The following is a 22,719-nucleotide window of genomic DNA, read 5'->3' as shown; positions in this document are numbered from 1 at the left end:
GATTTTGCCTCTTGACAATGTCCTGCTCATATTAAAAGGAACGTCCCCAAGTGCCGGCAGTTTGGGACAGTCATTCTTGATGAGAATCGGGCGCAGTGCCAAAAGCCCCGTTGGGCGAGATGTCGAACGGGAAGGTGCCGCAGCGATTGAACGCAGCGATAAACATGCGGATGGCGTTGGACGGCGTGGTACCCACGAGCTGGGTTGCCGCCGCGAAGGCTGCCTTCTCCTCGGGCAAGACCTTCGCGACTACAGGGGTCATGTGTTCTGCCATGGCGCTTCCTTTTTGAAACGACGGTAGTGCGGATAGATGCGGGCCACGCGGCTGGGCGACGGGCTGTGAAGGCAACCCGATTGGCCCGCATCCGGAGTTTGTTTCTGCGGCGTTGGTATTACTTGGTATTCCTAAGTATTACCCCGCAGATAGAATACCACATCTGCTCCACTCCAAAGGTAGATTTCTACCAAGTTGGTGCATATGAACCTGTCGCCCTTCTCACCAAACGGCAATGCCCCGTCCACGCAAATACGCGAACGGGGCATTGTTCAAATTGTGCCGTCAGTGACTCTTTTGCGCCAGCGGCCTTCTAGCTCTAGCTAAGCTCGGGCCAGTAACCCTTGTTAGCCTCGATCATGTCGTCGAGGACTTCCTTGGCAACCTTCATCGAAGGCACGGTCTTGTTGAGCGTAAAGGCCTTGAGCGCCTTCTCGTACGAACCCTCGATCGTGGCCTCGACCACGAGCTTCTCGGAGTTCAGCTGCTGCATCATAAGACCCTGCTGGAACAGCGGAATGTTGTCGCGGCTGATGACCTCGGGGCCGTTCTTGCCAATGTAGGCAGGCAGCTCGACCATAGCGTCGTAGGGCATGTTGGGGATAGCGCCCTTGTTCTCGCAAATGACCAGGAAGCGCTGCTTGGTGTCGTTCTTCAGAGCGATGGCCAGGTCGGCAATCCAGTCGCCGTGGCTGCCCGCATAGAACGTGCTCTCGTCGATCTCGCCCGTCTTCTCGTAATGGTCGATGCCGTCAAAGAGGTTCTTCTCGCGCGTCTCCTCAACCTCGTTTGCACGAGTGCGCTCGGGGTTGGAATGCTCGACGAACTCCTTCTGCTGCAGGTAGTAGTTCAGGTACGTGTTGGGCAGGTACTCCGGGAAGCACTCCATGATCTCGTACTCGCCCTTCCAGACGTAGTACCAGCTGCCCTTGGTGTGGCGGTTCTGCTCGGGGTGCTCGTCGGTGGCTTCCTCGGGCTTCTTGGACATCAGCGAGCTCATGCCCTTGAGGTACGAATCGGGCAGCAGGATCTCATGCTCCTTGATGTACTCGCGCAGCTGCGGGAGCACCTCCTCGCCCTTGTGGCGAATCGAGGTGAACCAACCAAAGTGGTTGAGGCCAAAGTAATCGTACTCGACATCCTTCTTGTCGATATCGAGTGCGGCGCAAACCACGTCGATGATCGCGATCGGCATGTCGCAGATGTTGATGATGCGAGCGTTGGGACGCAGCACGCGGCAGCCCTCGGAGACGATGGCAGCGGGGTTGGAGTAGTTGAGAATCCAGTAGTCCTTCTTGGCGTACTTCTCAACGTCATCGATCAGCTCGACCATGGGGAAGATGGTGCGCATGCCGTAGGCAAGGCCGCCGCAGCCGCAGGTCTCCTGACCAACGCAGCCGTGACGCAGCGGAATCTTCTCGTCCTGCTCGCGCATGGCATAGCCGCCCACGCGCATCTGGGCAAACACGAAGCTCGCGTCGGTAAAAGCCGTCTCCTTGTCGGTGGTCACCGTGAGCTTGATGTCCAGGCCAAGGTCCTCGTGCAAAATCCAGTCCACGAGCACGCCGATCTTGCGCTGGCGCTCCTCGTTGATGTCGTACAGACGAATCTCGTCAACGTCGAGCTCGTCCTTGCGCAGGGCGATGGACTTGACGATGCCGGGGGTAAAGGTGGATCCGCCACCACACAGAGTAATGATCATTGTTTACTGCTCCTTCTCAATTGCGTTTTCGACCTTGTCGCGCATCTCGGCAACCTTCATGCCAAAGATGATCTGGATATTGTTGCCGTTGCGGTTGATGCCGCTGTTGGGCACGTGGTTGATGAGGCTCTCATCGATGAGGTCCGGGTTCTTAACGTTCACGCGGAGACGCGTAAAGCAGTTCTCGAGCTCCTCGATGTTGTCCTTGCCGCCAAGACCTGCGACCAGGTCGGCAATGCCCGCATCGACGCCCTCTGCGGGAGCCGCGGCAACAGCGCCCTGCTTCACCGCGACAGACGCGGCGGCCTCGCCCTCGGCAACGGACTCGGCGAGCTCGGACTCCTCCTCGCGACCAGGCGTGTGGAGGTTGAGCTTCTTAATGAGGAAGGTAAAGAGGAAGAAGTACAGAGCGGCGTTGACGACTCCGAGCACGAGCATCATCGGCCAGTTGGTCTTATCGACACCGAGGACCAGGTTGGAAACCACGATGTTGATGATGCCGCCTGCAGTCGAAGCGGGCACGGAGAGGACCTTGAGCAGGACCAGGAAGATGCCGGAAAGAACCGAGTGAACGACAAAGAGCACGGGAGCGGCAAAGACAAAGAGGAAGTCCATGGGCTCGGTGACACAGGAGAGCACAGCGGTGATGATCAGCGGGATGATAACGGCCTTGGTCTTATCCTTGTTCCCCTTGTAAGCGGTGAAGATAAAGGCGAGACCGATACCGATGTAGGGCCACAGGTTGTTGAAGGTGTAGCTGTTGAAGTAGGTGCTATCGGAGAAGGGCTGGCCCGTCATTGCCATCTCGGCGACACGGATGGGATAGGCGCCGGCGATAACCTGATCACCCAGCGTAAGGGTGCCGCCCACATCGGAGAACTGGAACGGGGTGTAGATGAGGTGGTGCAGACCGGTGGGAACGAGCAGCTTGTTGAGCATGCCGTAGATAAACAGACCAATGTTGCCCGACTCCTTAATGATGCCGGCAACGGAGGAGATGGCACCCTGAACCGGAGGCCAAACGATGCAGAAGCCAGCGCCCATGATCCAGGAGATGATGATCATGATCAGGAACGGAAAGCGAACGCCCGAGAACATCGAAAGGGCAATGGGGAACTGCTTATTCGAGTACTTGTTGAACACGGCACCGGTGATGCAACCAAGAATGATGCCGCCAAACACGCCGGTATCGAGCACCTGAATGCCCATAACGGTGCTCTGGCCGGTTCCGGTAAGGCCGAGCATGCCGCTCGCTTCGGCAAGAGAGCCAGTGGCGTTGAGCACGATGTTATTGGCCTGCAGGAACAGGAAGAACGACATCAGGGCGATCAGCGAAGCATGGCCCTTGTTCTTCTTTGCCATGGCGCCGGCGATGCCCACGCAGAACAGAATCGAGAGGTTGTTGATGATAAACATCAGCGACTGATAGACAACGGCGCCCACAAGCTGGAACGGACCGGAGCCCAGCACGGGAATCACGGCGCAGATGGTCTTGTTGGTCAGAATGATGCCCACGATGAGCAGAATGCCGGCAACCGAGAGATACATCATCGGCTGAACGATCGACTTCGCGAACACCTCCAACGGCGCTTTGAAATTGAACTTCTTTTTTGCGGTCATAGCGGTACTCCCCTTCCTTTTCCGCAAATTAAGACAGATGTGCCCTGGACAAGGCCATAAGCCCTGCCTTATATCAATCGATGTGTGGGCACGTTATGCCTAGAGACCAGGTTCTCCAAGCAGGTTAACAATGTGATATGCGAGATAACTCTTCTCGGCATCGGTAACGACAACGTTATAGGCAGACGACAAGTGGGCGGCTATGGCGTCCGCGCACGAGAACGCGCACGGATACTTAGTTTCATCGATTCGGAACAGCGCATCGTCATTGATCTGCCCGGCCGCGGGGTCAAGCGCCCGCTGTGCGAAAAACTGCAGGTGGCGGACGAAACGCTCATAGGGCAACGAGGTGTCGTCGAGGGTCGCAGCGTAACGATCGGAAACAATCGCGAGTACGTCGCGAACAAGCTGGACCGAGATGATGAGACGGTCGGAGCGTTGCGGCATGGTGGCGTTGACGATATGCAGCGTAATAAAACCCTGCTCTTCTTCGCTCATCTGGATGCCCATATACTCCTTGACAATCTGCAGCGCACGGCCCGCAAGCGCATACTCCTTGCGATAGAACTGTTGGATCTCGAGCAGCAACGGATTCTCACAGGGGACGCCCTTGCGCTCGCGCTCCAAAGCAAGGCCGATATGGTCTGCGAGAGCAATGAGGATCTTGTCGTTGATATCAACATTGAGCTCTCGACGGAGCATCTGAACAATGTCCTCGGCAATCACGAGGTTGACGGTGGGAATGGACTCCAAAAGATGTGCCAAGCGGTCAATCGTACGCGAATCCTGAGAAGTGCCCTCCTGCAGCGCATAGGTCTTTTCGACCGATGTTTCATCGATAGCGTCGCCGGCATGACGGCCAAAGCAGAGGCCTCGACCGATGACAATGAGCTCGGAGCCATCGTCCGAAGTGACCATTGCGACGTTATTGTTAAAAACTCGCTTGATAACCACGGTACCCACCACAAGAATTTACTCGGAAAGCCAGACGACAGGCTCTTTAACAGCAACAGGGCCGGAAGCATGCTCACGAAGAGTCGAGTTCTCCGAGCGCTCGCACACGATAACGAAGACCGTAGGATCGAAGCCGGCGGCGCGAACCACGTCGAAATCGACCTCGACGAGGGGCTGGCCCGCGTCGACATGGTCACCCTGGGCAACAAGCGCATGGAAGCCCTTGCCCTCAAGCTTAACAGTATCGATTCCGATATGCAGCATCACCTGAGCAGAGCTGTCGTCGGGCATGATGCCCAGCGCGTGCTCAGTCGGGAACAGCGCCGCGATGGTACCGGAGACAGGAGCGCACACCGTTCCCTCTTGGGGAACCACGGCAACGCCATCGCCCACTGCACGGCTGCTAAAAGCGGGGTCCTTGGTATTTTCTAGATGAACAAGCTCGCCGGAAACAGGGGCGAGGATTTCGAACTCGGAAGCCGCAGTCGTCTGCTTATCCGAGCCACCCATCAGGCGAGAAAAGAAACCCATGGTGGCATGTCCCTTCATAAATATAGCCCAACCAAAATCAAGCGAATGCGTCCATAGAGACACATCCGTTCAAAGACTTTGGTTAGGCCCACGTCCGAGGGACTCGGTAACCTTCCGCATTTCTTTTTACGGGAGCTATTGTAGACAAGCCCAAAGCCAGAATAGTCATTATGACCGGTGAGCGGTATTTTTTCTTCGATAAACGGTATTTAGGCAGCACTTGGGGACGTTCCTTTTCTGCCGGCACTCGGGGACACTCCTCACTCTGGTGCATTGGGGACAGGTTTGTTTGCACCAGGTTGGTGCAGATTAACCTGGCCCCATTGCACCAATTTCGTATGCGCTAGACAAAGAGCTCGCATTCCTTCCGCACGACGCAAACCTTGCTCAGCATCTGGGAAACAGCGGATAGCTTGTTGGGATCAAGCTTACGAGCGCCTCGCGGGCATACGGCAATGCAGCGCATGCAGGAGATGCACGCCTCGCCAGCTGCTCGTTTGGGGTCACCCTTGTCGATAGCACAAACGGGGCACGCCGCGGCGCATGCACCGCAGGAAACGCAATCCTCTGTTGCCTCAGGTGCCATGCGGTGACCTCTGGCTTGTTTGTAAGGACGATTGCCGGGAATAGAGGGCTCGGATGTATCCTCAGCCAACAGCTTTTGCTGAATTTGCTGCGCAAACTCTGCGAGCTGCGCCGCATCCTGCGCATCCGGTCGCCCAGCAGCAAACTGTCGCGCAATGGAATGTTCTGCAATGGCTGCAACTGCCGCGATTACCCGGAATCCCGCATGCTTCGCAACGTCCTCCAGCTCTACGAGCGTGTCCTCAAACGCGCGGTTTCCGTAGACGCACACCAGAACGGCCCGCGCTCCGTTGCCGTGAACCATGTTCAGTCGGTCGACCACCACGGCAGGGACTCTGCCGGCATACGCTGGCACGGAGATAACAGCCACGTCGTCCTTCGTCATCGAGACCTCGTGGAAATCCAACCCGCTATCGGTCAGATCGACGGTAACGGTATTCTTGTCCAGCGCTCCAGCCACAAGGCAAGACACCTTCTCCGTTCCACCCGTCGGACTAAACACAATTTCAAATACGCTCATCTAGACACCCTCCCCCTACGCTCAGCAACGCGTCAAGCCGTTTTCACATCCAGCCAGAGTATACGGCACGTGGGGTCCCCATTTTGGCGCACCAAGCACCCCAATGCACCAACCCTACGCTGCCTGCCTCTTCGTTTTGTATAAATTACGGTACAGATTGTATATATTTACGGGATGCTGCCGTGTTCTCCCAAGGTACCCCATCCTGGCCCGTGCAAAAAAACGGAGTATTCTGCAACGTGACCGCGCCAGCACCGCCGCGGGCGGGCAAAACTGTAGGGCGCTGCGTCATTTAGGGTTCCGACATAGCGAGAATGACGTACCTTTGCTTCGAAAAACGGCGAAATCTAACTCAAAACGCTCATAGGGAGTATCTGAAGGCCACCGTTGGCAATACCGAATCGTATGCAGCCAGCTAGAGCTGCTGAATACTCCAAAAAATGCACGGCGCACCCCATGGGACCCATTGCCGCATGGCAGGAAACAGGCCCACGGCATCCTCTAGATGCATTCCCGAGGAAATCACATTTGAACTAGCGATCGGATACGGCAAACAAAAAGGGCCCCGAGCGTAGTTGCTCAGGGCCCTTGGTTCACCTCGCTCTAGTGGGCGATGCGTATGCTATTTGCGCTTGCCGCCGCCGTCACCGGGACGACGGGAGCTGCCGCCGCGCTTGCCGCCACGGCTGTTGCCATAGCTGCCACGGTTATCGCGACCGCCGGCGCGGCCGCCGCGGGAGCCGGCCTGGTTGCCGCCACGCCCGCCACGATAGCCGCCACGACGCTCCTCGCGGGTATCGTCGTAGTTGCGCCAGTCATCGCGACGATCGCGGCTGGCACGCGGATCACGACGATCGCGCGACTCGTTAGAACGGCCAGCGCCGCTGCGGCCGCCATTGCCGCGAGCACCCTCGCGACGCTCGCCGCCGCGGCTACCGCGCTCTTCAAAGCACTTGCCGCCACGGGACTCACCGCCACGGGCACCTCGCTCACCGCGACCCTCGCCGCCGCGACGCTTATCACGGCCACCGCGCTCGTCATCGCGACCGGAACGACGACGGTCGCCCGAGCCGCGCTTGCCGCCACGCGAGCCACGGCCCTCGTCCTCGCGCTCGACACGACGACGGCCACCGCGGTCCTCGTCCTCGCGGCGACGGCGATGCGCCTCGCCCTGGAACTGCTTGGCACGACGCTCGGCACGGTTACCGCGCGGGGCCTGCTCGACGGCGGCAGCACCGCCGCGCTCCTCGGCAGCCACCTCGCGGGCCACGCTCTCCACAGCCTCGTCCACGCGAGCCTGAACGCCCTCGCGCACGCGGGTCTTGCCGCCGCGCTTGGGACGGCTCGGACGCTCGCCGTCGCCGCGGCGCTCGTCGCGACCGCGGTTGGAACGACCAGCCACGTCGCCGTAATCGTCGCCGTTGCGCTTGCCGTCGCGACGCGCTTGCTCGAGTTTCTTCTTGCTCTTGGACTTGCCGCGCTTGGTCTTCTTCTTCACCTTAAAGGCGGCAGGATCGCGCTCGGGGTCAACGGCGGGCGGGTTGGGACCCACGTGCAGGTCGCCCGCTTCGTAAATATCGGCCGTCTTGTCCATGAGCTTCTCAATCTCGTAGAACTCGTCGACGTCCTGCTCGGTCACAAACGTAATGGCCCAGCCCAGCTCGCCGGCGCGGCCCGTACGGCCAATGCGGTGGATATAGTCGGTCGGCTCGGCCGGCACGTCGAAGTTCACGACGTAGCGCACGTCGCTAATGTCGATGCCGCGGGCGAGAACATCGGTTGCCACCAGCACGTCGACGGTGCCGTCGCGGAAGGCAGAAAGCGCGCGCTCGCGCTGGGCCTGGCTGCGGTTGCCGTGAATCGCGGCGGCCTTGATACCCTTGCGCTCAAGGCGACGGCAGCAGCTGTCGGCGCGGTGCTTGGTGCGCATAAAGACGATGGTGCGCTCCGGGCCCTCCTTTTTGAGGAACTCAGGCAGCAGGTTGTTCTTTGCCTCGATGGACACCGGGAACACAAACTGATCGACGGTGTCGGCGGTCGACGTGGCCGGCGCGATCTCCACGCGGGCCGGGTCGCTCACCAGGTCGGTGATCTCGCCCACGGCCTCCTCGTCGAGCGTCGCCGAGAACAGCAGCGTCTGGCGCTCGGCCGGCGTCTCGCGCACAATGCGGCGGACGGCGGGCAAAAAGCCCATGTCGAGCATGCGATCGGCCTCGTCGAGCACCAGCACCTTGACCTCGTCCAGGTGGCAGGCACCCTGCTCGATCAGATCGACCAGACGGCCCGGCGTGGCGACCAGGATGTCGCAACCGCACTTGAGGGCAGCGGTCTGGGGCTTGTAGCTCACGCCGCCCACGACGGTCACGGCAACATGGCCGGTGACGTCGGCGATTTTGCTCGCGACCTCGTCGATCTGCTGGGCAAGCTCGCGCGTAGGGGTGATGACGAGCATCACGGGGCCACGGCCGTTGCCCTCGGGCTTCTTGGCACCGCGACGGCGGTTGCGGCCGCCGCGCTCACGCACGGGTTTGGGCGGAGCAATGTGCTCCAGGTTGTTCATGGTCGGCAGCAAGAAGGCGGCCGTCTTGCCGGTGCCGGTCTGGGCGGCGGCAAGCAGGTCGCGACCCTCGAGCACCACGGGGATGGAGCCGGCCTGAACGGGCGTGGGCGCCGTGTAGCCCAGATTCTCGATAGCACGGAGCATCTCGTCCGAAAGCCCCAGCTCGTCAAAGGCGGGCAGGCTCTCGGTAGCGGACTCGACGGCTTGGGCGGCATTGGCCTCATCGGCAGCATCGAAGGCAGCCTGGGTCATGGCCTCGCGGGTCTCGTCCAGAATCTCGGCGTCGGTGACGTCGGATACAGAATTACGCATATGTTGTTGTTCCTTATCTGCACGCGCAATGGGCACGGCATGCGGCCGCGCGGGCGTGCTTGGTAGTGCGCTAATACATACAAAAACGGGTGCGCACAGAGAGGACGTTGCTCAGCACGCTGGCGATCGCTTTGGCAGCCCTATCACGCGCCGTCCAGACGCAGCAGCACTAAGCGATGGAGCAGATTCGCCGCGGGTTAGTATACCCGTGCTTCGCATGCCCCCACGTAAACCACAGATGACGAGGCGGACGCGGCGGGCCCGGCTGATTGTCTCAATCTGTAACGGCTGCGAAGCAAAACCGGCCCTAAATGTTACAGAACAAGACAGAGGGGGATTTCCGTCCAGTCCAAACCAAATCTCTCAGTCTTCCTGCAATTTCGAACATGTGGCCTATAATGTTGCTTTGGTTACGCTATATATTGCGCAGCCATTTAATACGTCGCCCACCGGGGGCCATTAATTCCTATCGCCTTATTGGCTAGGAAGCAATCAAAGGAGGTATCCGTGGCAGCAGAGACGCCTTGCTCGGTCCTCTATAACGATATTCGCTCGTTCGGCGGTCTTAAACATCTCGAGATCGCCCGAATGCTCATCAATGGAAACTCTTATCTCGGCAGTACCCTGCTCGAGAAATGCTCTTCCAACCGCTCGTATCTCACCCGTTACATCGTCCATCGCGAGCCTGACCAGTGCGCGCCCGCCATCTACAGCGACTTTGCCGTCACCACGCTCAATCTTTCCGCGGCAATCTGCAGCAAGCTCGGCGGCGGCGAGTCCGCCTATCAGGCAATCGCCGAGCACTATCGCGGCCCGGCCGCCAACGAAATGATGTCGGCTCTCGCCAGCTACAAGCTGGACAGCCGCCTATATGCAAATGCCCTCAATCACATCGACAACTTTGACGGCAATGCCGTGCGCGAGAAGAGTACGCTTTACCTTATGCTCTTTGTGGCAACGGGGGCGCTCGCTGACCCCATCCAAGGCGTGGCCACCGTCGAGCGCTTTTGCAATAGCAAGACTGGCGGGCATTTTGGCACCACCGAGACCACCGTCGGCCGTGGTTTTTTGAGCAGCTTGGATCAACCGCGCACCGTCGCCCCCAACCTCGGTCTGCTCAGGACACATGCCGACAACTGCGTCGACATGCAAATCCATCCCCTCACACGCGATCCGCGCGGCACCGTGATTGGTTCTTTGCCCAAAACCTCGCCCAGCATCACCGATGTGGGCGCCGACGCATCGCGCGAGCATCTTCGCATTTGGCTTGAGGGTGAGCACTGGTACGCCCAGGGCCTTGGATCGACCAACGGCACAGTGCTCGAATCGGGCGCGGGCGACGGCTATATTGTGATTGAGCCGCCGCGCGACCAACGCGAGCCCGGCAAGATCTATCCCCCGGTTGAAATCGAAAACAGCGACAGGCTCCATCTGGGTCTCTACACGACATTCCTTGTCATTGTGGATTAGCGCGGGCGGTGATCGAAAGACGGTCGCCGTCCGTCTTTCGTCTTCTACCTTCTGCGTCGTAAACGACAATACTCAGCGGCATACGTGGACAGTGCGGTTATCATGGTATTTTACCGATATCCGCACTGCCCACGTATACGCGCGGCAACCCATGCCAGACAAAGGAACGCCATGGATACTACCGATAGCGCCTATGGCGACAAACTCATTCGTCTTGACACGTTCGACACCGCCGTGGCGGTCGACCCCAGCGCCAAGGACGACGCCAAGCGTCGGTTTATGACGCTTATTCTCCAGACGGCCCACCGCGACAACGGCAACATCGGGCACGTGCTGCGCGCGACCAACACGAGCGGCGAGGTCTTTGCCGTCAAGCTACTCAAGGACAACGCCATCCTTTCCCCCGCTGCCCCCGACCGCTCCGCCGAGCAATCGGCCGCGCACCTGGCCAACACCGCCGCGCTGTTCGAGGAGTACCGTCATCTGTGTACCGTCTCGCACCTGCGCGGATTTCCGCGCGTCTATGGCTACGGATCGTGCGAGAACAACCCGCTCATCCTCATGGAGTGGGTCGAGGGCACCTCACTCAAACAGGCGCTGCCCCTGCTTCCGCACGACGCCTTGGGCGGGCTAACCACCCAGATGGTGGCCGCCGTTGGAAACGCCGTGCTTCGTGCGCTCTTGATGACCCAAGGCCTCGTGAATCCGGTCATCCATCGCGACCTGTCGCCTGCCAATATCATGTTCCGCACCACCAGCCGAACGCTCGAGCAGCAGATTGCCGATTGCTCCTTTGACCCCTGCCTCATCGACATGGGCTCCGCGACCATGGCTCTCGGCGACGCCACAATCACCCGGCGCGCCGACATCTGGCGCTTTGCCACGCCCGCATACGCCGCGCCCGAGATGCTCACGCAGGATATCGAAGGAATCGCGGCCCTTCGCCGTTCGCCGGCAATCGACGTCTATGCGCTTTCGAGCATTCTGTACCAGCTCTACAGCGGTCGCAAACCGTTTGACTTTGAGTCGACGGACGCCGCTGCAACCGGCTCGTTCTATCTCGTAAAGACCAAGACCAATCCGGCACCGCTCGAGCCGCGCTGCGAGGGCGATGAAGCGCTCGTCCAGATCATCATGAAAGGCATCTCGGTCGAACAGGGCGATCGCCCTACCGAGCAGCAGATGCTCGAGGTGCTCTCGGCATACCTCACCGACGCCGAATCCGAGGGCCGCGAAGGCACAGGAGACGAGGCTGCAATTGATATCGATTCCGGCACGCACCTTAAGGTCGACGTCGCCGGCGAGCGAGCGCGAGAGATTCTGGAGCAGGCCCGGCACGATGCCATGACCCGCCGCCGCTTTATTATCGGTGGCGTTGTCGCAGCCGTTGCGGGGCTCGGCGTTATCGGAGCCGCAACCCATGGCTTCGGCATCCCCGACTACCTGGACGGCATCCGCGGTACGCTTGACGACTACACCTGGGATCAGCTGCAAGAGATTTCGCTCAAGATTAAGGCGGCGAAGAGCAACGCCGAAGCTCGCAAGATCGCCAAGCGTTATCATCTGCTCGACGACGACGGCCGTATTCCCTACCCGAGCACCAAGCGCGTTACGCTCACCAACGGGCTGGAGGTCGGGGCGCAACTCGTGGGCATTCTTCACGACGACCTGGCGGATACCAACGGCAAGGCCGGTCTGTCATTTATCTTTGACGCAGGTATTGCCGAGCGCGATGCCTCAGAGCACCCGCTCAACGGTGGCTGGGAAGACTGCGAGCTGCGCACATGGCTCGATGAGGACGGCATTAAGCTGCTTCCCAAGGAACTGCAATCGGTTATCAGTCCGGTCAAGAAGATCTCGAACAACGTCGGCGCCACCAAAAGCACTTCGTGCCTGAGCGAGCTGCCCGCGACCCTTTGGCTGCCCGCCATGGTCGAGCTCTGCGGCGGACAGGCGCCCAAGGACTTTAGCGAGGACTGCCATTACCTATCCGGCATCTACAACGGCGAGGGCAAGGAATACCAGCTGTTCCGCGAGCTTAAGGTGAGCCCCTTTACCACGAACAGCATGACGATTCGCCAGTGGAAGGGCAAGGATGTCTGTTGGTGGGAGCGTACGGCGAGCCCCGACACGTCGGAGAACGAGGGCACGCTCTATATGAACCGCGTGGGCGACGACGGCGATGTCTTTAATTACGCCACGTCTGCAAGCAAGCCCGATAAACGGACCTGCGTGATTCCCGGATTCTGCATCTAGGCGGCGGGCGTCTTGCCGTGACGGGACCCCTCCCCGGCAATTGTCTCGATCTGTAACATTAGCTCGGCAGATACAGGTCTAGATGTTACAGAACGAGACAAACCCCAGCCCCGCGAGACAACATCTCAATCTGTAACAGTATGGGGTCAAAAACCTCTCTTGATGTTACAGATCAAGACATTTGAGTTGGCCGCGGGCGGTCTGTCTCGATCTGTAACAGTTAGAGGTCATATTTGCTGCTAGATGTTACAGATTGAGACATTGAGTTTTCTGCCAACTGTTTGTCTTGATCTGCAACAAATACTCGGTAAAACGGGGTCTAGTTGTTACAGATCGAGACGTTTGGCAGAGACGGCCACCGATTGAGCAGCCACCCTCATCTGTAATGAAAAGTCATACATTCCAACCATTACTGGACACCCCCAGGGGGTATGGGTGTATAGTATCAGCAGGTTAACAATTCCAACAGCGAACCACAGAAAGGAGAAGCCATGGCTCAAGATAAGTTCGACGTGGGTGGCATGACATGCGCCGCCTGCCAGGCGCACGTGGATCGTGCCGTGAGCAAGCTCGACGGCGTCGAGAGCGTCGCGGTCAATCTGCTCGCCGGCTCTATGCTGGTGGACTACGACCCCGCGCAGGTCACCCCCGACGACATCTGCACCGCCGTCGATCGCGCTGGCTACTCGGCCTCACCCGTCAGCACGGGCACCGACGCCGCCCAAAGCGGCAGTACGCAAGCCAGGTCCGGCGCCGCCCATATGGAGTCGCCCACCAAAAAACTGGAGGCCGCCGCCTCTGCCATGCGCACTCGTCTCATCGTCTCGATCGTATTCCTCATCCCACTGTTCTACATAGGCATGGGGCACATGCTTGGCTGGCCGCTGCCCGGCATTTTCACCGACCATACCCACAGCATGACGCTCGCCCTCACCGAGCTCGTCCTGCTTATCCCCATCGTCTATGTCAACGACGCGTACTTTATCAACGGGTTTAAATCGCTCGCGCACGGCGCGCCCACCATGGACGCCCTTATTGCCGTGGGCGCCACCGCTTCCGTCGCCTGGTCGTTCTATGCCATGTTTATCATGGCCGACCAGCTGGCCGCCGGGCAAATCCACGAGGCCATGATGACGAGCATGGGCAACCTGTATTTTGAGAGTGCGGGCACGATCCTGTCGCTCGTCACCGTGGGCAAATACCTCGAGACACGCAGCAAATCCAAGACCGGCGGCGCCATCGAGGCGCTCATCGACCTGGCGCCCAAGAGCGCGACCGTCGTGGCAGAGGACGGCACCGAGACCACCGTCGACGTCGACAGCATCCTTCCCGGCCAGGTTCTGCGCGTACGCCCCGGAGAGTCCATCCCCGTCGATGGCGTGGTGCTCGAGGGCAGCTCGGCCGTGGACGAGAGTGCGCTCACCGGCGAGTCTATCCCCGTGGAAAAGACCGCCGGTGCTACCGTTAACGCCGCCACGGTCAACCGCACGGGCTCGTTTACCTTCCGCGCCACGCGTGTGGGTGCCGACACGTCGCTCGCCAAGATTATCCAGCTCGTCGAGGACGCCAACGCCACCAAGGCGCCCATCGCCCGCATGGCCGACAAGGTCGCCGGCGTGTTCGTGCCCGTGGTGTTTGTAATCTCGGTCGTGACCTTTGTAGTGTGGATGGCACTGACCGGCAGCATGAACGAGGCGCTCACCTCCGCCGTGGCCGTGCTGGTGATCAGCTGCCCGTGCGCACTGGGTCTGGCCACGCCCGTCGCCATTATGGTGGGTACCGGCAAGGGCGCCGAGATGGGCATTCTGTTCAAGAGTGCCGAGGCGCTGGAGAATCTGCGCAGTGTGGGCACCGTGGTGCTCGACAAGACGGGCACGGTCACCCGCGGCAAGCCTGCCGTGACCGATATCGTAGTAGCCACGCGCGCTGACGGCTCGCCCGCCATGAGCGAAAAGTCGCTGCTCAAGCTGGCCGCCGCGTTGGAGCGCTCGAGCGAGCACCCGCTGGCCGAGGCGATTATGGCCGAGTGCGAGGCACGCGGAATTGTCGCGCGCATGGTCGAGGACTTTGCCGCCGTGCCCGGTCGTGGCGTAACGGCGCGCGAGGGGCAGAATGTCATCGCCGCCGGCAACGTACGCCTGATGAACGAGTTGGGCGTTACCGTGCCCGCGGGTCTTACCGAGCAATTTGCCGCCGAGGGCAAAACACCGCTGTTCTTTGCCAAGAACGGCGAGCTTGTCGGCACCATCGCCGTGGCTGACGAGGTCAAAGAGACGAGCGCCGGGGCTATCGCCGCGCTCCGCAAGCTCGGCGTCGACGTGCGCATGCTCACCGGCGACAACCGCGTGACGGCCGAGGCTATCGCCCGCCGCGTGGGACTCACCAGCGAACAGGTCATCGCCGACGTCCTCCCCGCCGACAAGGAACGCCACGTGCGCGAACTGCAGGATGCGGGCGGCAAGGTCGCCATGGTGGGCGACGGCATCAACGACTCCCCCGCCCTGGCGCGCGCCGACGTGGGCCTTGCGATCGGCACCGGCGCCGACATCGCCAAAGAAGGGGCAGATGTGGTGCTCATGCGCAGCGACCTCATGGATGTTGCGCGCGCCATCGAGCTTTCGCGCGCCACGATCCGCAACATCAAGCAGGACCTGTTCTGGGCGCTGTTCTACAACGGCATCGGCATTCCGCTGGCGGCAGGCGTGTTCTTCCCCCTCACCGGTTGGCAGCTCTCGCCGATGTTCGGCGCCGCGGCCATGAGCCTGTCGAGCGTGTGCGTCGTAAGCAATGCGCTGCGCCTACGAACCTTTAAGCCTAAAGTGGCAAAATAGGTTCACCCTTAAGTCCATTTAGAACGGGTTTTCCAGGTGCCCGAGATTGACCTGAAAGAGGAGCGACGCGTACTTTGGTACGCGAGCGACGGCTTGAAGGTCAAGGTCGGGTGCCTGGGAAAGCCGACACAACAGAGAGGAATACCCATGCGTTACACAATCAAGACTTCCGGCCTCATGTGCGGCCACTGCGACGCTACTGTCGAGACGGCACTGCTCAACGTGGCCGGCGTGACCGACGCCGACGCCGATCACGAGACCCAGACCGTCCAGGTGGAGTGCGCCGACACCGTGACCGCCGAGCAGCTCGCCGCCGCCGTCGAGGGCGCCGGCGAGAAGTTCCACGCCCTGTCCGTAACCGCCGCGTAACGACCCACGCGCACCCCGACCAGAAACGAGGACCCGCCATGATGGCAGACCATAAATCGGTGACCCGCATGCTCAAGACGGCACGCGGTCAGATCGACGGCATCCTGCGGATGGTCGAGGAGGACCGCTACTGCGTCGATATTTCCACGCAGCTTATGGCAACGCAGGCGCTCATTGCGCGCATCAACGCCGACGTGCTCAAGGCGCATATCGAGGGCTGCGTGACTTCGGCAATCGAATCGGGCGACGAAGACCTCAAGGCCGCCAAGCTCGCCGAGATCGAACGCGTCGTCGACAAGCTCTCCAAGTAATTGGGGCATTGGGGACAGACTTCTTTGCACCATCTTGGTGTATCGGGGATAGGTACGTTTGCACCATCTTGGTGTATCGGGGATAGGTACGTTTGCACCACCTTGGTGCAGATTAACCTGTCCCCCTTGCTCTAAATCGGGTATAAAGGCGTGCAGCATATCGAACGAAAGGCAATTTGCATGAATGACTTTATGAAGGGTCGCAATGGTGCCGATGAACTCACCATCGTGATGGGTTTTGCCGGCATTGTCATCGCGATGATCGGATCGATAGCCCGAATCCAGTGGCTCAGCTGGATCGCTATCGCCGTCATCGTGATTGGCGTGCTGCGCGGCCTGTCCAAAAACATCGACGCACGTCGCAAGGAGAACGAGGCCTTTGTCGCCGCGACCGCGAACGTCCCCGGCTTGGGCAAGTTCGTCTCCAGCTTGGGCGGTGGAACTGCAGCGGCCGGCACCTCGCGCGCGGCTGGAACGAGCAAGGAAGACTTTGAGCGTGCCAAGCGCACGGCCAAGAAGATGTGGAAGGGCCGCAAGACCACGGCATACCTCAAGTGCCCCAACTGCGGCCAGATGCTCTCCGTCCCCAAGGGCAAAGGCAAGATCCGCGTCACCTGCCCCAAGTGCCACGCCAAGATGGAAACCCGCTCCTAGCGCCCGCACGCGGGACAAATTAATCAGGTTTGTTTGTCTCAAATCTTAAGTATTTGTTCGATAAAAAAGCCGAGGCCTCGTGTTGAGCCTCGGCTTTTTGTATGCGGCAACGGAGCTGCACCTTTGTCACACCTACGCCACGCCGTCGCGGGCCAGCTCCTCGGCAAGCGCTTCTGCAGGCATGGCCATAATCGTGTCGAGCTCGGCGTCCACCTCGGGAATACGTTTCACCTTGAGCTTGCGTACCAGATCACCGCGACACATCACATGCGTCGGCTCACGCAGAGCGCACAGGTCATCGAGCGGATTCTTGCGCGTCACCAGGATATCGGCGGCCTTGCCGCACTCGATCGTACCGGTCTCGCCGCCCAGCCCCAGGAGCTCGGCATTGACCTGCGTAGCCGTATGCAGCACGAAGGCGTTGCTCACGCCGACATACTTGGCAAAATAGGCCACCTCACGCCACATGTCGTACTGCGTCACGAACGGGCAGCTCGAATCTGTGCCAAGGCCCACCTTAACGCCAGCTTCCAGCGCCGCACGAGCACTCTCGATAATGCCCGAGCACACGATGTCGCCGTTCTTCTTTTGCGTGTCAGTCGAATGGGTCTTCTCCGGATCGAGCAACACAAACGGCAGCGCCGGGCTGATCGTGCAGGTAACGCTGGGCGCACGATCCTCAAGCTGCGTGCCCGCGGCGCCACGGTACAGCTCCAGGATCTCGGGCGTCATCGGGGCACCGTGCTCGATCGTGTCGACCCCGGCCTCAAGCGCGGCCTTCACGCCCTCGGTGCTCTCGACATGAGCCATAACCGGCAGGCCCACCTCGTGCGCCGCCTTGCACGCCGCCGCGGCAACATCGATCGGCATGCGCAGCACGCCCGGCTCGCCAACTTCGGTCGCGTCGAACACGCCACCCGTCACGAACAACTTGATGACGTCGGCACCACGCGCGTACAAGTCGCGCACCTGTTCGGCCGCCTCGTCGGGCGTATTGGCGACCTGCGCGAACAGCCCCGCGCCGTGGCCACCCGGCACTGTAACGCCCGTTCCCGGCGCTACCAGACGCGGACCCTGATACTTGCCGGCATCGATAGCATCGCGCACGGCGATGTCGGCAAACAGCGGGTCACCCGCACCGCGCACCGTAGTCACGCCGCTTGCCAGCTGCTGCTGGGCGCTGCCTTTGAGGATGTGGCGAACGATGGCGCGGCCCACGGGATTGTCGAGCTTCTTCATCAGCGCGCCCGCATCACCCGCCGAGACCGGCATGCCCGAACCGCACAGATGCACGTGCATATTGATGAGGCCCGGCATGAGATACGCCCCTGCCAGATCGATGACCTCGGCCCCCGCTGGAGCTTGGGCCACAGCGCTCGGTCCCATCCAGGTGATGATGCCACGCTCGACGACCACGGCCATATCGGGCTGCGGCTCCATATGCTCCGAACCATCCAGAACGGTCGCATTGATAAACAATGTGGGACGATCGGCAGATGCCATATCGAGCTCCTCCCTCACGATTAACTTGAACATTTGTCCATTATCACCTAGTCCCGCTGGATTGCTGCAGACGCATCGGTTAACGGAAGGAAGAGGGGATGTGGGGAGACGGAACACGTTGCAGTCCCACCCCAGCGACACCAGGGAAATATCTCGATCTGTAACAGCTACAGGGTTATTAGGCCCCTTGATGTTACAGATCGAGACATTCGGTCGACGTTTCACCGGCTTGTCTCGATCTGTAACAATTACGAGCTCAAACAGCCTCTAAACGTTACAGATCGAGACAAAACCTCTCAGCGCCCATACCACTGGCATCTCCACTCCTCAGCCAATTCAACCTGCCGAGGAATACCCGCCAGCCTCATTTTCTCGATCAGCTTCCCCGGATTCTTGAGCTCATCAAACGTAAACCGAAGCACCTTATGCCCGAGCATTGTCAGATGAGATTCCCGCTGACGCTCTGCCACGAATGGGTCAGCCGACTCCCGACCCTCGCCGCTCTGCAAGGTGTACTTCCCCTTTCCGTCGAGCTCGCCGATGACACACGTCCCGTCCTCGAGCCGCCAAAAATAGTCGACACGAAACACCTGGCTCGGATCGAGCGGGTCGCAAAACTCCACCTGCAGCTCCGGAACCGGAAAGCCGTACGCAATAAAGAATGCTCGGAACCGAGACTCGCCGCCGTTTTCAGACAGCCCGTCCGCATACGACGCAATCACCTGTGCCCTGCGATACCCTCGCCTGCCCTCGCAATCGGCGCGGAGGCGCTCGCACAAATCCCCACGTGATACGCCTTTCGCCCGCAGTGCAGAATCGGCAATCGCCAACCCGTAGGAGAACGGTGCACGCAGTAGGCAATCCTCCACCGTGCGCCAAAACGACGTCACCTGCACGCCGTCGACTTGTTCAAGTGCGCCCGCCGCCTGCGGACGCAACAGCCGACATCCTGCACTCAGCGGCACCGAGCAACCTGTCTTAACAAGATATCGTGGCCCAAGCAGATCATTCGGCACCTCCAGACCCCACAAAAGTGCCGCGTCATAGCCCCAAAACGCCCAATCGGGATGAAACTCCGCAAGCCCTTTGATGGCCCGCAGCGCTCGCTCCGTCGGCGTCAGCGCATCCCAATCATGTTGAAAGCAGAACAAATACGGCTCGGGTTCCGCGATATCGTCGGTTCCAACATGACGCCGCAGCCACATGAGCTCGGCATTGTCATGCGTTGCGAGCAGCGCACCTTGCTCGGTCGCCTCCGTGAGTCGCGCGAGCATCCTATTCCGCGCCAACGTGTTGCGAGTCGTATGCTTGTGCTTGAAAACGGTATTAGACACTTCCATCACCACCACATCGGACAAATGGACCATCGTCACCGTTGCCTCCACCGACAAACGTCTTGATCTGTAACAAGAAGAACGATTTTTGGACTGTAGATGTTACAGATTGAGACATTCCCCCCCAGCCAGGTGCCAAACGTCTCGATCTGTAACAGTTAGACGTTCTCCAGGCCCCTAAACGTTACAGATTTAGACAAACCAGCGGCGCCCAAGCATTCGTCTCGATCTGTAACAGGTAGACCGGTGTTTTGCCCCCAAACGTTACAGATCGAGACAAAAAGGCAAAAGGCAAGGCAGGCGACAACTACCCATCCCCTACTCCCACTCCTGCTCGTAGATGTTGAGCGACTTTACGTACCGCCCCTGGGCGCCCATGATGTCGCGGACCAGACGCAAGAAGAAGCAGATGCACGAGGTGTCAAAGCCGTCCTGCAGGTCCTCCGGATGCACCGCACCCGGCCCATCGACCGCCGTATCGCTCAGCCGCGCGATGTCATACAGGTAGAGCTGTCCCGCCGTAAGCCAGACATCATCGACGCAGGCGAGGCGCACCGCAATCGCGCCGTCACTCCAGTGCTCCTTCTGCACGATATGCGGATCGTAGACATCAAAGCGATGATCGGTGCGCGTGTCCTTCAGCACGACCATGCCGGACGCAGGATCCTTGTCCAAAATGCCAAAGCGCGAGAAATACTGCGTGTCGCGTACCTGCTCGAGCCGCTTGAGCGAGGCAGGCGAAAGCGATGCCGGCGGCTCGTCAACATATAGCTCGAGCAGCGTTTTGCCATGGCGATAGGGGCGCTCAAACAGCAGCCAATCGGTAAACGCCATGTTGTAGGCCATGATTTCGTTTTGCGAAGGCTCGGTGCAATAGCTGAGCCACGGGTCGACAATGATCTCGAACTGTTCGCGCGCCGGCTCCAGGAATTGAAACTTCCGCAGCATCCAAAAGTGAGCCATGTCGGCAATATCGTTGCCGACGGCTTCAGCCAGCTCTGCTCGGTCAAAAGCGTGGTCAGTCATGGCATCCTCCTCAAACTGATGGACCTCAATTTGAGCTTACGAGGAGGGTGGGCAGCCACGACCAGCGCGGGCAAAATAGGCCTCCGGCTGCAAACCAGATGCTGACCAAACACTTGACGAAAAGCTTGACCGAAAATGCGCGCCGCAACAAAACCGCAGGTAAACATCGACGGCCAACCCGCCCTTTTGAGCCAGATGCCCGCAGCCACCACAGAAACAACAGGTGACCACAGCCCAAGAAGTCGACAAATGAACGCCCGTACGTCGACAAACGAGCAAACTGCTCGCAAATCCGCAAGGAGTGTCCCCGAATGCCGACAGAAAAGGAACGTCCCTAACTGTCGGCACTTAGGGACGTTCCTTTTGTGCCGGCAGTTAGGGACAGCCCTTGCCGATTCGATTGTTGAATATCTCCGTGACTACTTTACAGCTCCAGCGCGTCGGCGACTTCGGCAGCGCAGGCCAGGGCGTCGGCCATGGCGTTCACCACGAGCGAGCTGCCGTTGCGGGCATCACCCGCCACATACACCGGCGCGGCATCCGCGGCGACACCCTCCGCGCGAGCCGCGAGATGCGAGCCCTCAGCAGCCATCACCGGCAGCGGACGACCGGCGGTGGCAACAGGCACGCTCACCGCATCGAACACGCCATGCTCGGGACCCGTAAAGCCGCAGGCGATGAGCACCAGCTGCGCCGGCGCCTCGTGCTCGGAGCCCGCGATGCGCTCGGGCTTTCCCGCCGACCAGTCCAGATCGACCACGCGCAGGCCCGCGGCCGCACCCTTCTTGTCCAGCAGCACCTCGAGCGTATCCACGCCCCAGGCACGCATCTCACCACCCATCGCAGCGATAGCCTCCTGCTGGCCGTAGTCGGTCTTCTTCACGTTGGGCCACTGCGGCCAGGGGTTGCTCGCCGCGCGCTTATCGGGCGCAGCCGGCAAGAACTCAAACTGGCGCACGCTGCGCGCGCCCTGACGCACGGCGGTACCCACGCAGTCGTTTCCAGTATCGCCACCGCCAATGACCACGACATCCAGGCCGCGCGCGTTCACCGCGGGCTCGCTACCATCGAGCACCGAGACGGTCGAAGCCGTCAGGTAGTCCACCGCGTACACCACGCCCGGAGCGTCAATGTTCGCAGCCGAAAGCCCGCGCGGGGCACGGGCACCAGCAGCCACCACGACGGCGTCAAAGTCGTCGAGCCTGGCGGTAACCTTGGGATCGCTCACGTCAGCACCCAGCTCGAACACAATGCCCAGCTCACGCATGAACGCCACGCGACGCTCGACCACGGACTTCTCGAGCTTCATGTTGGGAATGCCGTACATGAGCAGACCGCCCGGGCGGTCGTCGCGCTCAAACACCGTCACGCGGGCGCCACGACGTGCAAGCTCCCATGCCGCCACCAGACCAGCAGGACCGGAGCCCACCACGGCAACCGCGGGTGCGCCCTCCCCTGCCGGCTCAAAGCGACGCGGACCGCCATTTGCCCACTCATGGTCGCTGATTGCACGCTCGTTGTCATGGATCGTCGTGGGCTGGCCGTCGACCGAACCCAGGTTGCACGCGGCCTCGCACAGCGCCGGGCACACACGGCTCGTAAACTCGGGCATGGGCGATGTGAGCGACAGGCGCTCGGCAGCCTCGTCCCAGCGGCCGCGGTACACCAGCTCATTCCACTCGGGAATCAGGTTGTGCAGCGGGCAGCCACTCGGGCGTGCCTTGCCAAAGCTCGCGCCCATCTGGCAAAACGCCACGCCGCACATCATGCAGCGGCTCGCCTGGGCGCGACGTGCATCGTCATCGAGCTCCACGTACAGCGGATCAAAATCATGGCTGCGCTCCTCCACAGGGCGCAGCTCGTGGGTCACGCGATCGATATCAAGAAAAGCACCGGGCTTACCCATG

General features: G+C 60.4%; 17 protein-coding genes. 6 read left to right on the top strand and 11 right to left on the bottom strand.

Annotated elements, in window-relative coordinates:
• Window positions 1-70: 70 nt before the first annotated feature.
• The 7 genes from DXD24_RS08700 to DXD24_RS08670 all read right to left on the bottom strand — a co-directional run bounded on the left by DXD24_RS08700 (window position 71) and on the right by DXD24_RS08670 (window position 9,058).
• Window positions 71-274, bottom strand: a complete 204-nt coding sequence (locus DXD24_RS08700) for a hypothetical protein (RefSeq protein ID WP_089572188.1) — start codon at window positions 272-274, stop codon at window positions 71-73.
• Window positions 275-593: 319 nt separating this feature from the next.
• The gene (locus DXD24_RS08695) at window positions 594-1,976 is read right to left on the bottom strand and encodes a 6-phospho-alpha-glucosidase (protein ID WP_089572190.1); all 1,383 of its coding nucleotides are present in this window, start codon (window positions 1,974-1,976) and stop codon (window positions 594-596) included.
• Between the two features lie 3 nt (window positions 1,977-1,979).
• Entirely contained in the window at window positions 1,980-3,596 is a 1,617-nt protein-coding gene (locus tag DXD24_RS08690; protein WP_089572192.1) for a PTS transporter subunit EIIC, read from the bottom strand.
• A 99-nt stretch (window positions 3,597-3,695) separates the two neighbouring features.
• Window positions 3,696-4,550: a PRD domain-containing protein gene (locus tag DXD24_RS08685; RefSeq protein WP_233502374.1), complete on the bottom strand. Its 855-nt coding sequence runs from the start codon at window positions 4,548-4,550 to the stop codon at window positions 3,696-3,698.
• Window positions 4,551-4,568: 18 nt separating this feature from the next.
• The gene (locus DXD24_RS08680; RefSeq protein WP_158548948.1) at window positions 4,569-5,081 is read right to left on the bottom strand and encodes a PTS glucose transporter subunit IIA; all 513 of its coding nucleotides are present in this window, start codon (window positions 5,079-5,081) and stop codon (window positions 4,569-4,571) included.
• A 343-nt stretch (window positions 5,082-5,424) separates the two neighbouring features.
• Window positions 5,425-6,126: a 4Fe-4S dicluster domain-containing protein gene (locus tag DXD24_RS08675; RefSeq protein WP_233502373.1), complete on the bottom strand. Its 702-nt coding sequence runs from the start codon at window positions 6,124-6,126 to the stop codon at window positions 5,425-5,427.
• 682 nt (window positions 6,127-6,808) lie between these two features.
• Window positions 6,809-9,058, bottom strand: coding sequence for a DEAD/DEAH box helicase (locus tag DXD24_RS08670; RefSeq protein ID WP_117646548.1), 2,250 nt, complete (start codon window positions 9,056-9,058; stop codon window positions 6,809-6,811).
• A 507-nt stretch (window positions 9,059-9,565) separates the two neighbouring features.
• On the opposite strand from DXD24_RS08670, the gene DXD24_RS08665 reads away from it, so the two are divergent.
• From DXD24_RS08665 to DXD24_RS08640, 6 genes are all read left to right on the top strand, one after another.
• Window positions 9,566-10,528 carry an FHA domain-containing protein gene (locus tag DXD24_RS08665; protein WP_117564224.1) on the top strand — a complete coding sequence of 321 codons (963 nt, stop codon included), beginning with the start codon at window positions 9,566-9,568 and terminating at the stop codon, window positions 10,526-10,528.
• Window positions 10,529-10,699: 171 nt separating this feature from the next.
• Window positions 10,700-12,784: a DUF6273 domain-containing protein gene (locus DXD24_RS08660; protein WP_158550176.1), complete on the top strand. Its 2,085-nt coding sequence runs from the start codon at window positions 10,700-10,702 to the stop codon at window positions 12,782-12,784.
• Between the two features lie 491 nt (window positions 12,785-13,275).
• Window positions 13,276-15,615 (top strand): cation-translocating P-type ATPase, encoded by a 2,340-nt coding sequence (locus DXD24_RS08655; RefSeq protein ID WP_117564222.1) that lies wholly within the window; start codon window positions 13,276-13,278, stop codon window positions 15,613-15,615.
• 147 nt (window positions 15,616-15,762) lie between these two features.
• The gene (locus DXD24_RS08650) at window positions 15,763-15,984 is read left to right on the top strand and encodes a heavy-metal-associated domain-containing protein (protein WP_006235338.1); all 222 of its coding nucleotides are present in this window, start codon (window positions 15,763-15,765) and stop codon (window positions 15,982-15,984) included.
• A gap of 38 nt (window positions 15,985-16,022) precedes the next feature.
• Window positions 16,023-16,295, top strand: coding sequence for a metal-sensing transcriptional repressor (locus DXD24_RS08645; protein WP_006235337.1), 273 nt, complete (start codon window positions 16,023-16,025; stop codon window positions 16,293-16,295).
• 180 nt (window positions 16,296-16,475) lie between these two features.
• Window positions 16,476-16,949, top strand: coding sequence for a hypothetical protein (locus DXD24_RS08640; protein WP_117564221.1), 474 nt, complete (start codon window positions 16,476-16,478; stop codon window positions 16,947-16,949).
• A gap of 132 nt (window positions 16,950-17,081) precedes the next feature.
• Here DXD24_RS08640 and DXD24_RS08635 read toward each other — a convergent pair whose 3' ends face one another.
• From DXD24_RS08635 to DXD24_RS08620, 4 genes are all read right to left on the bottom strand, one after another.
• Window positions 17,082-18,452: an amidohydrolase family protein gene (locus DXD24_RS08635; RefSeq protein ID WP_233502372.1), complete on the bottom strand. Its 1,371-nt coding sequence runs from the start codon at window positions 18,450-18,452 to the stop codon at window positions 17,082-17,084.
• A gap of 296 nt (window positions 18,453-18,748) precedes the next feature.
• Window positions 18,749-19,837, bottom strand: coding sequence for a hypothetical protein (locus DXD24_RS08630; protein ID WP_147324142.1), 1,089 nt, complete (start codon window positions 19,835-19,837; stop codon window positions 18,749-18,751).
• Between the two features lie 267 nt (window positions 19,838-20,104).
• Entirely contained in the window at window positions 20,105-20,812 is a 708-nt protein-coding gene (locus DXD24_RS08625; RefSeq protein WP_117564218.1) for a hypothetical protein, read from the bottom strand.
• Window positions 20,813-21,236: 424 nt separating this feature from the next.
• Window positions 21,237-22,718 carry a glutamate synthase subunit beta gene (locus DXD24_RS08620; protein ID WP_117646546.1) on the bottom strand — a complete coding sequence of 494 codons (1,482 nt, stop codon included), beginning with the start codon at window positions 22,716-22,718 and terminating at the stop codon, window positions 21,237-21,239.
• Window position 22,719 lies beyond the last annotated feature (1 nt).

Origin of the sequence: Collinsella sp. TF12-2AT (genome assembly GCF_003436735.1) — a bacterium.
Lineage (GTDB): Bacteria > Actinomycetota > Coriobacteriia > Coriobacteriales > Coriobacteriaceae > Collinsella.
This window is presented reverse-complemented; position numbering and strand designations above follow the sequence as displayed.